This is a genomic window from Enterobacter sp. DN (assembly GCF_046054285.1).
GTDB lineage: Bacteria > Pseudomonadota > Gammaproteobacteria > Enterobacterales > Enterobacteriaceae > Enterobacter > Enterobacter hormaechei_C.
The window spans coordinates 158,545-172,736 of record NZ_JBJJTG010000004.1; the positions used below are offsets into that span (position 1 = coordinate 158,545).

14 protein-coding genes and 1 tRNA gene are annotated in these 14,192 nt (G+C 47.8%); 9 read left to right on the top strand and 6 right to left on the bottom strand.

Annotated elements, in window-relative coordinates:
* Positions 1-14: 14 nt before the first annotated feature.
* From rraB to ACJTMZ_RS11660, 8 genes are all read left to right on the top strand, one after another.
* Entirely contained in the window at positions 15-440 is a 426-nt protein-coding gene (gene rraB, locus ACJTMZ_RS11625) for a ribonuclease E inhibitor RraB (RefSeq protein ID WP_003862940.1), read from the top strand.
* A gap of 47 nt (positions 441-487) precedes the next feature.
* Positions 488-1,246, top strand: a complete 759-nt coding sequence (gene miaE, locus ACJTMZ_RS11630; protein WP_023295833.1) for a tRNA isopentenyl-2-thiomethyl-A-37 hydroxylase MiaE — start codon at positions 488-490, stop codon at positions 1,244-1,246.
* A gap of 30 nt (positions 1,247-1,276) precedes the next feature.
* Positions 1,277-1,999: a hypothetical protein gene (locus ACJTMZ_RS11635; RefSeq protein ID WP_048247891.1), complete on the top strand. Its 723-nt coding sequence runs from the start codon at positions 1,277-1,279 to the stop codon at positions 1,997-1,999.
* A 105-nt stretch (positions 2,000-2,104) separates the two neighbouring features.
* A tRNA-Leu gene (locus ACJTMZ_RS11640) sits at positions 2,105-2,189 on the top strand.
* Positions 2,190-2,789: 600 nt separating this feature from the next.
* Positions 2,790-4,151, top strand: coding sequence for a DNA cytosine methyltransferase (locus ACJTMZ_RS11645; RefSeq protein WP_063138551.1), 1,362 nt, complete (start codon positions 2,790-2,792; stop codon positions 4,149-4,151).
* Positions 4,148-5,746 carry an ATP-binding protein gene (locus ACJTMZ_RS11650; RefSeq protein WP_063138550.1) on the top strand — a complete coding sequence of 533 codons (1,599 nt, stop codon included), beginning with the start codon at positions 4,148-4,150 and terminating at the stop codon, positions 5,744-5,746. The genes ACJTMZ_RS11645 and ACJTMZ_RS11650 overlap by 4 nt, the downstream gene beginning before the upstream one ends.
* Before the next feature lie 3 nt (positions 5,747-5,749).
* Complete coding sequence (locus ACJTMZ_RS11655) at positions 5,750-8,008, top strand: Z1 domain-containing protein (protein WP_063138549.1); 2,259 nt, start codon at positions 5,750-5,752, stop codon at positions 8,006-8,008.
* Between the two features lies 1 nt (position 8,009).
* On the top strand, positions 8,010-8,984 hold the full coding sequence (locus ACJTMZ_RS11660) for a PD-(D/E)XK motif protein (protein ID WP_063138548.1): 975 nt from the start codon (positions 8,010-8,012) through the stop codon (positions 8,982-8,984).
* A gap of 284 nt (positions 8,985-9,268) precedes the next feature.
* Here the strand turns inward: ACJTMZ_RS11660 and ACJTMZ_RS11665 are convergent, their stop codons facing one another.
* A complete protein-coding gene (locus ACJTMZ_RS11665; protein WP_048247873.1) occupies positions 9,269-10,138 on the bottom strand; it encodes a phosphorothioated DNA-binding restriction endonuclease in 870 nt (289 codons plus the stop codon).
* Between the two features lie 301 nt (positions 10,139-10,439).
* Here ACJTMZ_RS11665 and ACJTMZ_RS11670 point away from each other — a divergent pair, with 301 nt between their 5' ends.
* A complete protein-coding gene (locus ACJTMZ_RS11670; protein WP_075550066.1) occupies positions 10,440-10,913 on the top strand; it encodes a SymE family type I addiction module toxin in 474 nt (157 codons plus the stop codon).
* Positions 10,914-10,987: 74 nt separating this feature from the next.
* Here ACJTMZ_RS11670 and ACJTMZ_RS11675 read toward each other — a convergent pair whose 3' ends face one another.
* The 5 genes from ACJTMZ_RS11675 to trpS all read right to left on the bottom strand — a co-directional run bounded on the left by ACJTMZ_RS11675 (position 10,988) and on the right by trpS (position 14,157).
* On the bottom strand, positions 10,988-11,359 hold the full coding sequence (locus ACJTMZ_RS11675) for a hypothetical protein (protein ID WP_045348371.1): 372 nt from the start codon (positions 11,357-11,359) through the stop codon (positions 10,988-10,990).
* A gap of 115 nt (positions 11,360-11,474) precedes the next feature.
* Positions 11,475-11,954, bottom strand: a complete 480-nt coding sequence (locus ACJTMZ_RS11680) for a type VI secretion system tube protein TssD (protein ID WP_045348372.1) — start codon at positions 11,952-11,954, stop codon at positions 11,475-11,477.
* A 2-nt stretch (positions 11,955-11,956) separates the two neighbouring features.
* On the bottom strand, positions 11,957-12,304 hold the full coding sequence (locus ACJTMZ_RS11685; protein WP_045348374.1) for a hypothetical protein: 348 nt from the start codon (positions 12,302-12,304) through the stop codon (positions 11,957-11,959).
* Positions 12,297-12,980 (bottom strand): hypothetical protein, encoded by a 684-nt coding sequence (locus tag ACJTMZ_RS11690; protein ID WP_045348375.1) that lies wholly within the window; start codon positions 12,978-12,980, stop codon positions 12,297-12,299. Before ACJTMZ_RS11690 ends, ACJTMZ_RS11685 begins: the two co-directional genes overlap by 8 nt.
* Positions 12,981-13,152: 172 nt before the next feature.
* Positions 13,153-14,157, bottom strand: a complete 1,005-nt coding sequence (gene trpS, locus ACJTMZ_RS11695; RefSeq protein ID WP_252010786.1) for a tryptophan--tRNA ligase — start codon at positions 14,155-14,157, stop codon at positions 13,153-13,155.
* Positions 14,158-14,192 lie beyond the last annotated feature (35 nt).

Genomic DNA, 14,192 nt, shown 5'->3' on the forward strand with positions numbered 1-14,192 from the left:
AAGAGGATTGACCCATGGCAAACCCGGAATTACTGGAAGAGCAACGCGAAGAGACGCGTCTGATTATTGAAGAACTGCTGGAAGACGGTAGCGATCCGGACGCGCTGTACACCATCGAGCACCATTTCTCTGCGGATGATTTCGACGCGCTGGAAAAAATGGCCGTGGAAGCCTTCAAGCTGGGTTACGAAGTGACCGAGCCGGAAGAGCTGGAAGTGGAAGAGGGCGACACCGTCATCTGCTGCGACATCCTGAGCGAAGGCGCGCTGAAGGCGGAGCTGATCGACGCGCAGGTAGAACAGCTGATGAACCTGGCCGAGAAGTTTGAAGTGGAATACGACGGCTGGGGAACCTACTTCGAAGATCCGAACGGTGAAGACGGCGAAGAAGGCGACGACGAAGATTACGTCGACGAAGACGACGACGGCGTGCGTCACTAAGCGTTTCAGGCGGTGGCGCGCGCCACCGCTTTTTTCAAGGCAGAACCATGGATTACCCGCAGATACTCGCCCCCGTACTCAACTTCCTCCAGTGCCCGACCCCGCAAGCATGGATTGATAAAGCCCGCGACCCGGCGAACCTGCCGCTGCTGCTCACCGACCACATGGTGTGCGAGCTCAAGGCCGCCCAGACCGCGCTGCTGCTGGTGCGTAAATACGTCGCCGACGAAAGTGGTGCCGACGCGCTGCTCGACTGGCTCAAACCTTACGAACAGTTCACCTTTCGCGACGGCCCGGAGCCGGACTTCATCGCCCTGCACAAGCAGATTGGCAAAAGCGTGATGCCCAAAACCGACGACCCGTGGGGCCAGGCGCTCATCGACAGCATGGTGCTGCTGATTAAAGAGGAGTTGCACCACTTCTGGCAGGTGCGTGAGGCGATGCTGGCCCGCGATATTCCGTACGTCAAAATCACCGCCAGCCGCTACGCCAAAGGGATGCTGAAGGAAGTGCGCACCCACGAACCGCTGACGCTGATCGACAAGCTCATCTGCGGCGCCTACATCGAAGCCCGTTCCTGCGAACGCTTCGCCGCGCTGGCCCCGTTCCTCGACGATGACTTACAGAAGTTCTATCTCTCGCTGCTGCGCTCGGAAGCGCGCCATTATCAGGACTACCTGACGCTGGCCCAGCAGGTGAGCGACGACGATATCTCACCGCGCATACAGCTTTTTGGCGAAATTGAAGCCACACTTATCTCGACACCGGACCACGAGTTTCGCTTCCACAGCGGCGTGCCGGTGTAAACCGGCACAACTCAAGGATAAGGATGCGAGATGAAAAAAACGTGGATCAGTACGGTCGTTGTTATTGTCGCGGCCGCCGCCGTGGCGTTCTGGGTGTTCTTTGACAGGCAACGCGCTCCGGAAGCGCAGATTGATACCACCCTCAACGCGATGCCTGCCTGGCAGGTGATTAAGGAGCAGGAGCCCGCGCTGCATCAGCGCATCCTCGACCAGATGACCGCCCTGCAAAAAGCCGGCGAGCCGGAGCAGCAGATTATCGACACCATCCAGCCGCAGATCCTGCATTTGCAGATGTCGCGCCTGCAAAACGCCCCGGACGCCAACGTGGTGAACTACATGACCATCAACATGGAGCAGACCGCCGCCATCCAGAAGGTGAGCGACGACGCCTGCTTCCGCTTCCTCTACCCGATGGTGAAGGGCGGCGTGAACCCGATGCGCATGCTGGATAAAGACCTGATGACGCGGCGCATGCAGGCCGACGCCGACATGATGCGTGCGGCCTACGGCAAAAACCGCCACACCGTGACGCAAGCCGAACGCGAGGCGGCTGTCGAGGATGTGCGGCCGATTATGAAACAACTAGCCGATAAGTACGGCGAGGACATCCAGCTGTTGCAGATGCCGGAGAAGGCGGTGGGCAAGGAGAAGCTCTCCTGCGACATGGTGCAGGAGATGTGGGCGAAGGTGCTGGCGCTGCCGGAGCAGAAGGCGGCAGGGGTGATTCGGCTGGCGGTGTCTGAGCTGGAGTAACCAGGGCGCTGGTTTTTTGGGCACTTAGCGCGGGTTTCGCGCGTCGTCGCTTGCATGGCGGCGCGCGACAGGTATAATCCACAACGTTTCCGCATCCCCTTCAGTGCCGAAGTGGCGAAATCGGTAGACGCAGTTGATTCAAAATCAACCGTAGAAATACGTGCCGGTTCGAGTCCGGCCTTCGGCACCAAAAGATGAAAATCAAAGTCGCTTAAGGGCGGCTTTTTTTGTGTCTGGAATCCAGTATCTGCAAGGCTTTCCTCGCTTTTTCACTCAATCTAAGTCAACCACAGGGTGAAATCTATACAGCCACTTACTTCCCTTGTAATGGTTCATTTTAGTCTTCACTTCTACGAGTAGCGTCATGGAATCTCAATTATAGGCGCTTATAATTGTAAAATGGAGTTCAGTTGTAACCAGGCCCCGATTGGGGGGAGTTGCTTGCTTTCTATTCGTCATTAAACGAAAATTATCATACACATCATTGAGTGCTGTCTGAATGCACACTAAAAGTTAGAGCTTTACTCGAGTTGACTACTGTGATTGCATACAGTTATATGAAGGTGGCATTTTCTCTTCAAGTTGTTCACGGTTTTGAAGAGATGTGTCAACCCATTATCAATGACGAAAAATGTAATCTGAGCGATGCAGCAACATCTGCTTTAATCGAGTGAGGTATTCATGTTTATAGAGATAAGTTACTGTATAGAAAAGCTTTATCGTAGCGCGATTTTTACTGTAATAAGATAATCCGATGGCTGCTTCCATCAACTAGAATTGGCTAACAAATATGAAGTCACCATCGTTTAAATTTATCGACTTGTTCGCTGGCTTGGGCGGATTTCACCTTGCCCTAGATAGGCTCGGTGGGCAGTGTGTTTTTGCAGCTGAGTGGCAAAAACATCTGCAGGACCTTTACCAGATTAATTTCAATCTTCGTCCAGAGGGAGATATCACTTTGATATCTCCCTCTGATGTGCCTACACATGACGTGCTGACTGCGGGTTTTCCCTGCCAGCCATTCTCCAAAGCTGGGGAGCAGCTTGGGTTTGAGTGCACGAAACAAGGTGATTTGTTTTTCAATGTGGCAGCAATACTCGAGCAGAAGAAGCCGAGCTTCTTTATTCTTGAAAATGTACCGAATCTGCTCAAGCATGATGAAGGTCGAACCTGGAAAGCTATTCAGGAGATCTTAGGGTTAGGTCCAAAAGGACTAGGCTATCACATTGCTGCTGAACGCTTCTCACCGCATCATTTTGGTATCCCGCAGATTCGAGAGCGCGTATATATCATTGGTTCACGAAAGCCTCTAAAAGATTTTTCTTGGCCTCAAAGAAATCCGGTAGAGACAACGATTGACAGCATTCTAGATGATCATCCAGCTAATGCGAAGCCGCTTTCTGCGCAGGTTTTAGATTGTCTAAATGTCTGGGCAGATTTTTTGAAACGCTGCCCAGCAGATGTTGAATTGCCTTCTTATCCATTATGGTCAATGGAGTGGGGGGCAACATATCCATACGAACAGGAAACACCCTACGCTTTAAAAGAGGATTACGGTATTGACGGTCTTAAGGGGTTTTCGGGGAGCCATGGACGCAAAATCGGCTACCTGCACACTCTCGAAGAACGTTGGTTGGCGTTGCCTAGCCATGCCCGTACCCCGCAGCGAAAGTTTCCCAAGTGGAAGGTAGATTTCATTCGCCAGAACCGCCAGTTCTACGCTGACAATAAGGAATGGATTGATCCTTGGATGAAAAATATCTTGAAGTTTCCGTCGAGCCTTCAAAAATTAGAATGGAATGTCAAGGGTGGTAAGCGAGATCTGTGGGAGTACGTTCTGCAGTTCCGTGCATCAGGAGTAAGGGTGAAACGCCGTAACACTGCTCCTAGCTTAATTGCAATGACTGACACGCAAGTGCCCATAATTGCATGGCAACGGCGTTACATGACTCCGGAGGAATGCGCTCGTCTGCAGAGTTTAGACGAATTGAAGGCGCTGCCATCTACTCCTACTAAGGCTTTCCATGCACTTGGGAATGCTGTGAACTCTACAGTTGTTGAGTTGGTTGCCCGTGCTCTGTTGGGGGATTTTATAGGACAATCTCCGGTAACTGGAGACATTAAAATAAGCAATGGAAAGGTCGATGCATGACGGATAGTCAAAAGTCTAGCCAATTACCAGCTATTGAAATCCGGCCCGAAGTAACGATGCTCTCGGTGCTACGCCATCTAAATTACAAGCCATGGTTTGCCATGGCCGAGTTCGTCGATAACGCAATTCAAAGTTTGATCGCCAACAACGATCAATTGCAATTGCTGCATGGTGGTAAATTTCAACTTAAGGTAGATGTAAAAATAGATACTTCTGGCCCTGGTATTATTGTTATTAGTGACAATGCTGCTGGAATATCAGAAGTTGATTTTCCTAGAGCATTTCGGGCTGCTCAAGTCCCAGAGGATCGTAGTGGACTTTCTGAGTTCGGCATGGGAATGAAGAGCGCGGCATGCTGGTTTGCAGAGAAATGGAGTGTTCGTACCAAAGCAATTGGCGAATCAATAGAACGTACAATATATTTCGATGTTAGAAATATTGTCGAAAACAAGATTGAAAGTTTGAATACTGAAGTTCGTAAGGTCGATCCATTATCGCATTACACAGTGGTAACTCTCCGAGGCCTACATCACATGCCGCAAGGGCGAACGGTAGGCAAGATTCGAGACCACCTAGCCAGCATTTATCGAATGTTTCTAAGAGATGGAAGGCTGTCACTAAACTTAAATGGTTCATCGCTTTCATATAAATGTCCTAAAATACTCACAGCCGTTGCTTATACATCTCCCGGGGTACAGGCGCAGGGTGATAACGTAGTACCTGTTGAATGGCGGAAAGATATCGATTTGGATTTTGGTGGAAATCAGCGTATCACAGGTTTTGCCGCACTACGTGAAGTTGGTTCAACACCATTGGCCGGTTTTGCTTTATTTCGTCGTGACAGATTAATAGAAGGTAGCTTGGACGAGAGTTATCGGCCTAGCTATGTATTTAAACAAACTAACAGTTATCCCTATCAAAGATTGTTTGGTGAACTGCATGTCGAAGGATTCGAAGTTAGTCATACGAAAGATGGCTTTCGCTGGGAAGAATACGAAGATATTTTTCTGGAATATTTGAAAGCTCAAATCGAAGAGCCCCCACTGAATTTACTCGCTCAAGCCGAAAATTATCGGGCACTTCCTTCGCGAAAAACCATTGAGACACGAGCTGTTGCAGCGACTGCCGCTGTTGCAAACTATGTCGAAAAAGAAGTTGCCCCACTGTTGATTGAGGCTAATAAATATCCAACAGATGTAGATGAGTTGCCGTCCGAGCTTGTTGCTGGAGAACTCCAGGCTTCTGAGCGTGTTGTCGAAGTTAATGATGGCAATTACCAATGGATCATAACTTTGAGAACCTCTGTAGATCCTGCAACAGAGGATTGGGTTTCAGTCGCAGTTACTCAGAAACCGACTGACTCTGGCGAGGACATCCGGCGTTTGACTATTGATCTTTCATTGGCTCATCCTTTTTCCATTGAATTTTTGGGCGTGAACAATGAGAACGTTGAAGTTTTGCTGCGTATTTCAACATCGATATGCATTGCTTTGATCTTAACGGAGGATGTTTTAGGAGTGTCACCAGAGAGTTTTCTTTATCATTTCAACTACTTGATGAGAGGTGCTCTGTTGAGAACCTCGTTAGAGAAATAAAATATGGCAACCTCTATCGAAATTCTAAAAACTCTTCAACCACCTTTACGTTGGGTGCCGGAAAAAAAAGACATTACTGAGGATTTTCTTCGAAGCAAATCCAATGATCCTAATGGTCCTAGCTACGAGGATTTAACTGATGGTATGAACTCTGTGCTTCAAGAAGCACAAAGAATTCTTGGTCGTTGCTTGCCTCCAACAGAGCCCTCAGGGAGAGAAACGGGGTTAGTAGTGGGTTATGTGCAAAGCGGCAAAACATTGTCGTTCGAAACAGTAATTTCTCTGGCAAGAGATAACGGTTATGGACTTGTAATTGTTTTAGCAGGTACGAAGAATAATCTTCGTGACCAATCTGAAAACCGCTTGAAGAAAGACCTTGGTATCGATGATGGAGAGAACTGGTATCACTATTCCAATCCTACCAATAACGTTAAAAGACAGATCGAAGATAAACTTATTGCCTGGAAGAAAAAACCTACAAAAAAAGCCATTTTAGTTACCGTGCTCAAACATGGCGGCCATCTTGAAAATTTAGCTTCTTTAGTTAAAAAGTTGTCGGTATCAGATGTTCCATCTTTGATTATTGATGATGAGAGTGACCAAGCAAGTTTAAACACGAAGGCGGCTAAGATTCGTAGTGGTAAAATTGCACCTTCAGAAATGAGTACGACCTACGAAAAAATTTGTAAGCTACGTGACAAACTCCCACATCATTCATATCTGCAGTACACTGCTACACCACAGGCTAATCTTCTACTGGCGCAAACTGATTTACTGAACGCTTCGTTTGCAGAATTGGTGACACCTGGTGAGGCTTATACAGGTGGAAAGTCTTTCTTCGGAAAGAACACCCCCCTCGTCAGAGACATTCCATCAGAGGAAGTACCTGGACCCACGAATATATTGAAAGCGTCACCTAAAAGTTTACTGAGTGCCTTACGTTACTTCTTATTAGCATGTGCTCATCACGCGTTGACGCGTGAGCGAAAGAAAGACAGAAACCGCTCAATGATGATTCATCCGGCGATGGCTACCACATCCCATACTCATTACAAGGATTGGCTTGATAAGTCCTTAAAGACGCTAAAGTCATTCGTCGAAAAGCAATATATTAATAAAATCGATGCTGTAACTCAGATGTTTCAATCTGAATATGATTCGCTAAAAAAAACATATCCAAAAATTAAACCATTGATTGACTTGATTTCCGCAATGGTTGATGAAGTATTCAACGAAATGAATCATGTCGTGGTCAATGGAACTAAGGACGCGGAGAAAAATATTGACTGGAAAGCCACGCCATACTGGATTCTAGTGGGCGGCGCTAAGCTAGATCGAGGTTATACAATCGAAGGCCTTTGCGTGACCTATATGCCACGTCCCTTGGGGACTTCACCTGCAGCAGATACTCTGCAGCAGCGAGCTCGGTTTTTCGGATATAAGAAATCATATTTGGGGCTCTGTCGTGTTTTTGTTCAGCGGAATGTGAGTGATGCTTTCACCGAGTATGTAGAGCATGAGGAGTTTGTTCGAGAGGCCTTAGAGAATTCGCGGGGCAAACCTCTTTCCGACTGGCGCCGAGATTTTGTGCTCACATCAATGCTTAAGGCTACTCGTGCGAACGTAATTGGACTCGGTACGCGCCGTATTCCTGCTAATGGCTGGATGGTGCCTGATGTTCTGCAAAGGGATGACAATGCTGCTTTAGCCAATCAAGAGTTGCTTTCTTGCGTGGTAAAGAAATGGGCTGCTGAATATGGTGCTCCTGTCAACGCAGCAGGATTTTCTCAATTCAAAGGCGGTAAAAATTTATCACCGCACTTCATGTTTAACCCTATCCCGTTAAAATCGGTACTCGAAGATTTTCTGCTTGAGGTAAAAGTTAAAGATCCCTCAGATGCTGAGGAACATAGTGCGATGTTGCTCGCGATAGCTGCACTTCTCAGGAAGAGTCCAGAACTCAAGGCCGATGTATTTCTTATGAACAACTTAGTAGCGGGTTATCGAACACGATCCACTGGACGTGGCGTAGAAGCTAAGCACCGCTTTGCACCAATTAACCAGTATTTCAGCCAAAGTGCAGACACTGTTAATGACAGGAGTTTTTGCTCTAATGAACGTGTCTCTATCCAGCTACGTCGATTCAATTTAGGTACGACGCTGCGTGACTCCGGTAGTGCCGATATTAAAAATATAACTTGGTTTGCATTACATGTGCCAAGCAAGTTGAGGACGGATTTACTAATCGAGGCGCGCCGTTAGTATGAATATCTTCGATAATTTCTTAAATTTGCCTTGTGCCACGTCAGAGACGAGTTTTACGGCGATCCCCTTATCTGCACACCGTAATGACTTTCTCGCAAAAGGCTCCGATGGCTCCCCCATTTTTTTATTGCACGATGCTAGCGAAGCACAATATAGCCCTAGTATGCAGTTCAGGTATTTGAGTGCACAGTTTCATGCTACTTGCAGAATCCATACCGATTGTATGGTGCTACAAGATCAATTTGCCCTCGTTTCTTGCGATGGTGCTGTGACGGATCTTCATGAAATATTTGTGCGTTGTTTCAGCGCTGCGATCGAGGAACTTCCTATTAATTCTGGCACGCGAGAACTGAATACCTGTATTCAGAAACTAGTGGATCTTTTTAGGGCCCTCTCTCAGCCAAGTAGGAAAGACGTTCTGGGTCTATGGGGCGAACTTTACGTAATCGCAAAAAGTGGCAACATTGCAGGTGCCATGGCAAGTTGGCACGAAGATCCATTCGATCGCTTTGATTTTTCATGGGAGCATGGATGCCTTGAGGTGAAGGCAACCATGCAATCAGCTAGGCTTCATACCTTTTCGCTTGAGCAGTTAATGAACCCTAAACAAGGAATTGGTTATGTTACGTCATTGCTATTACAACCTTTGACCGCAGGACTCGGGTTGATTGATCTTGCGAATTTGATTGAAATGGAAGTGAAGCATTCACCAGCGCTGAAGCTGAAGCTTTGGAGAAATTTGGCTAAGGCTTTAGGAGGAGATTTTTCTGACAAACTTGATAAGCGATTTGATATCTCTCATGCCGATCGTAATGTCATTGTGTACGCGATGGATGACGTTCCAAGGCCTGAAAAACCCAATGATCCGCGTGTAATGGCAATTCGTTTTACCGCAGATCTTACGGCAACGTTGTCCTCACTCAAAAAAAGTGCATTGCCAGCATTATGCGGCATTTTTGGATCGGTTTTGTGACAGATAGTTATAAATCAAAGCAGCTAATTCCCACTTTAGTTGTTAGCGGAAAGTAGTCAAAATTATTGGCAATTCAGTAACGATGATAAAAGCTTTAATATCAGTTTAAACCCGTTTAGATAGCCATATCGGTGTTCTACTGATATGGTTTTATACCCATTTTGATGCCTGTTTATTGTTCGGATTTTAATTTATGGGCATAAGAAAGGGTTTTCTATTTATACATTTTTAAAACCGCTTTGTTATCAGTTGATTAGGTGTGAAATTCGAGTCCAGCCTTCTACTCATCGTCTAAACACCTCTCTACGATGCCACTCCACAAACCCTTCCTCAGGATAATTCCCTTTCACCATAGGCAACGCAATCTGCTTCCCGGCAAAATCCCAGAAAAGCCGTCCAACAATCCCGCCCCCATTCACCGCCTCAGATACCAGCACCCTCATATTCCCATCCAGCCCAATCGATCCTTTATCAAACGCCTTATGATGAATCGCACACAGCGCCAGTCCGTTCGGGATCTCACACGGCCCGCCAAACTGCTTCCACTTGATATGCGCAGCTTCGAGTCCAACGGAGGCGTTATCATGTCGCATGTTAAATCCGCAAATAGCACACTCGTAGTTATAAGCACGCAGCACCTGCTGACGGAACAGCGGATCGCGAACCTTACGGATTTGCTGGATATCAAAACCCATCTCATCCGCGATCTCTTCCTGAATGCTTTCAGGAAAGTGCGCTTCAAGGATCTGCTGTGCCAGCGAGCCGATCAGGTTTTTGTTCTTACTCAGCAACGCAAAGTGTTCTTCATCAAACCCGCCTGCAACGTTATGTTCCACAAGTTCTTTAACAGGTGGTTGTTTACTGCCAGTAGTTGAACAGAACTCAGTATTCTGAAGATCCCAAAACCCGTCCCTCTTGAGCCGCCAGAAGGGCATATTTGGGTAATGCGCCTTCCGCTGTGGGCCAAAGCGTTCTAACAGGCTAAGCAACTGCTCGTGGACCTCAGTACCGTAATCAAACAGTCGCGCATGCCCCTGCTGATAGTTCGCCAGCACGTAAAGAAGCAATAATGGCTTATGCGGCGCTCGCTGTTCACCTTTGCGCCAGATAGTGATGTCGGCAATTGCCTGTTCGAGAGTTTTGCTGGAAGCCATCGCGTTACGGAAGAAGGTAAATAATTGCGATGATGCTCGCAAAACCCAGACCGATCAACCCGCAATCAACAAAAACATGACCTTACCGCAAAGAACTCTATTTCCTGAATCCCCCTCGCAAATTCCAAATTTACCCCACACCAAACCGCTGTATTTATATTCAGTCCTGTATAATAAGCACCAGAAATTACGCCGAACGGCAAAAGGAAGTATCAAAGAATATTTAAAGAAGAATTCGCGATATGAAGGTGCTGCAACACCCCCATACCGCTAACCACAAACAACTATGAAGGAGTTGAAAATGGCTGCGACGAATTTTAAGCCAGAGTTTACTGTTTGCAAAACAGAATCAGACGCTTTCACCGGCATGATTGAAAACCGCGAACTGGTGCGCAAAAACAGCGCCCGCCGACTTCACGGCAACCAGTTCAACGCGGCCCCCGTCCATCCCCGCGCTGAGACGCCGCAGGACAGTGCCGCTTGCTGCGAACTTTATTCCCGCATAGATATGAAATACCTTCTGCTGGGCGGCGAGTGGTTAACCCGTGCGGGCTTTATCGACGGCATGCCCGTAAAAATCCGCGCCATGAAAGACTGTATTGTGATTACGCCACAACATACAAGAGAATTATGGGGATGCCTGGAAGGCATGAGCGTGGTGAATATAAATAAAAAGAAAGTGGCGCAGTGGTTGAAGGCCTTTCCGGGAGCGCTGAATGATACAGGCGATATACCGGCTGTTAAGCGTGGAACAGGGCAGGCGATGTCGGAGTAACTGTGCTTCCCATCTAATGTAACGCTTGAAGCAATAAAACGGGCATGTCATCTCATGCCCGTTTTAAGTAAAAATCAATCACGCTTAACCTGCTCTTTCACAGCCTTAACCAGCGCAGCGTGAAGTTTGCCGACGGTTAAATCACATATAACAGGTTCGGGTATGCCACGTATCCAGCGGATAAACCGACAGATGCCAAAAAAGTCTATGCCTTCACCCGTAAACAGATACTCATTCTCTGCGAGAGAGAACGTTTTCCTGTAGCCATCTTCTTCCGTGGCAAGCTGAACGCCAAACGCTTCTTCGCAGTCTTCCAGTAGGTCTTCGCCGTCGATACCGCAAATATGCAAATCGGCCTCAATCAACGTATTGCTATCGATAGGTTTACGATGCTCACCTGAGGAGTTTCGAACAACCTCAATGACTTGAGAGAGTGTGGGTTCCATAATGATGCTCTCCTTTAAGGCGGTAGAAATAATCGCCAGCGCTTCCCGGCGGCGCTCCGCTTGGTCGGACCGACAAGCACAACGTTACCTCGGCCCGAGAAATGTTAAAGTCGGTTCAGGCTATCGCCATATGATTCCAGGCATCTCTGTAAACGATATTCCCGTCACAGTGTTTCCAGGTGATTGCCTCATATCTTAGCTCGATCGTCTCTGTATGCGTTCCTGTTCCAGAACCCGGGAACAGATTTGGCGTGATACCCGTGATTTTTACATTCTCCAGGATAATGTTGAAATATTCTCTCTCGATTCCTGCATCATCAATTTGGTACATTTTTATCGTAGCCGATTTCAGTGTTTGGTTTTCACACAGTGCCCTGATGAGAACTGGTGTCGTTTTATCAAACTCTTTCTGAACGGCAATCGGTGTATGTACGCGGGTACCTGTTAGTCGGCCTGTATTTTCACTCACAGGAATGGTGAGGTGATGAGCGACTGCCTTTAATTCAATAGCACCAAACCGGCCGGACACCATGGAACCTCCTACGACGGGTGAGCCATTAGCATCGGTTAACCAAAGATACGCTGGATTTGACATAATTATTCCTCATCTATATTTACAAAAGAAGGTAGGTGCAACATCGCCACGACCCATATGAATAAGCCAATAATTTTCAGCGGCCATGGTTCAAGGACAGCTATACAAGCAAATGCACCGATGATCAGTAAGGGACCTGATAACACATCCAGGATCCCGCCCAAAATACGTATCTTTCTTGGCAGTAATTTATTCAGTACTAATGAAATAATGTAAGCGCTTATGGTAATTATGCAAAAGGCGATTGTTTTATCATTCCAGGTTTCGAATTCAACCCAGCTAAGAATATAGGCTATAACTAAATATGAGCAAAGAAGCAGGTTTATAATGGGGATGATAAACTTACTCATACGCGCCTGCCGTAGTTTGTGCAGTTAGTTTTTCATTAACTTTCTTCATGATCTGATTAAATACAGATTTTCCTTCTGAATAACCTACATGGATAGCATCTACGAAAGGCTGTACGGCATCAGCGAACAGAAAATAAAGTAGGTCGTAGTCTCTGGGTCTTAGAAGTTGATATACCTCTGGGGCTTCGGCTTTGAGTCTGTCAGATGTTCTGATTGATCGTTCAGCCATTCCCCCAAACAAAAGGAGCGTGCTCAGTGCCGTGATTGGGTTGCCTTTCCCTTTAAAAACAAGAAACGTAAAGGAAGTTCTTTCAATAACATGTTTCGCGATAGTAGATGCAATAATATTGGTTGATACTCTACCTGCGATTGAAGTCATTACAGATCTGTATATTTTATCCTGCTCCGCCTCGGTTAAATATCTGTTGAACGCTTCGAATATGGCTTTAACTGCATTGACAATGTTCTCGTAATTCAAAATGTCGTTTTTTATGGCAGTGAGCATTCGTATTCGTTGAGTTTCTCGAGCATACCTGGTATCCGTGTCAAAGATACCATAAACCAGATATCCATAATCTAGCGGTACAGATAGCCCTCCATTTATAAGCCCAGTAACTGTATCAGGAGAAGCTATTATGTTGCATAATCTCCGGGCTATATCTTCTACATCGGCCATAATAATCCTTTAAATGCGCAATAAAGGATTTATCAATGTAATATTAATGTGACTGAAGCAATTTATTTTATCTAAACAAGAAATTAAGAATTGTTATAGGTATCAATTTTATCTTTAATGAGATAATTAGCGGCTTCATGCCAATCCCCCGCACTCCACCGCTAAACCTAGCTTAACTAAACACCGGCACCCCCAGCCCCACCTTCACCTCCCTCAACGTCTCCTGCGTCACCCCCTGCGCCCATTCGGTCCCGCGCTTCAGCATCGCCATCAGCTCCCCTTTATCCTGCATGTACATCGCCCTCCGCTCCCGCATCGGCGCAATCAGCTCCTGCAAACACGCCTCCAGCTCGTTCTTACACACCCTGTCGCCTAGCCCGCCCGCCTGATAGTGCGCCTTCATCGCCGCCACTTTCTCCTTGTCCGGATGAAACGCGTCGAGGTACGTAAACACCACGTTCCCCTCAATCTGCCCCGGGTCGCTCACCTTCAGGTGGTGCGGGTCGGTGTACATGGCGCTGACCGCACGATGAATCGTCTCTTCGCTGGCCGAAAGGTGCAGCGTGTTGCCCAGCGATTTCGACATCTTGGCACCGCCGTCGATGCCGGGCAGGCGGCTGGTGTCGCTCAGCATCGCCTTGCAGTGGCGCAGCACCGGGGTGGGCAGCAGGCTGTTCATCTTGTGCACAATCTCGTTGGTCTGCTCAATCATCGGCAACTGGTCGTCGCCGACGGGCACGCACTCGGCCTTAAACGCAGTGATGTCCGCCGCCTGGCTGATGGGGTAGGCCATAAACCCGACCGGCAGCGAGCGGGCGAAGCCTTTCTGCGCAATCTCGTTTTTCACCGTCGGGTTACGCTCCACGCGGGCGACGGTGACGATGTTCATATACAGCATCGTCAGCTCGGCGAGGGCGGGCAGGGCGGATTGCAGGCAGATCGTGGTCTGGTTCGGGTCGATGCCCGCGGCGAGGTAGTCGGCCAGCACTTCCGGGATGTTGTCGCGAATTTTTTGCGGGTTGCTGCCGTTGTCGGTCAGCCCCTGAAGGTCAGCAATCAGCACAAACTGGTTGTGCGTGTGCTGAAGCGCCACGCGCTGGCGCAGCGATCCGACGAAATGACCGAGGTGCAGCGGGCCGGTTGGGCGATCGCCGGTGAGGATGGTTGGTGCGTTCATAAAGACTCCTTAATGTGCAATTGCCGAAAGGGGTC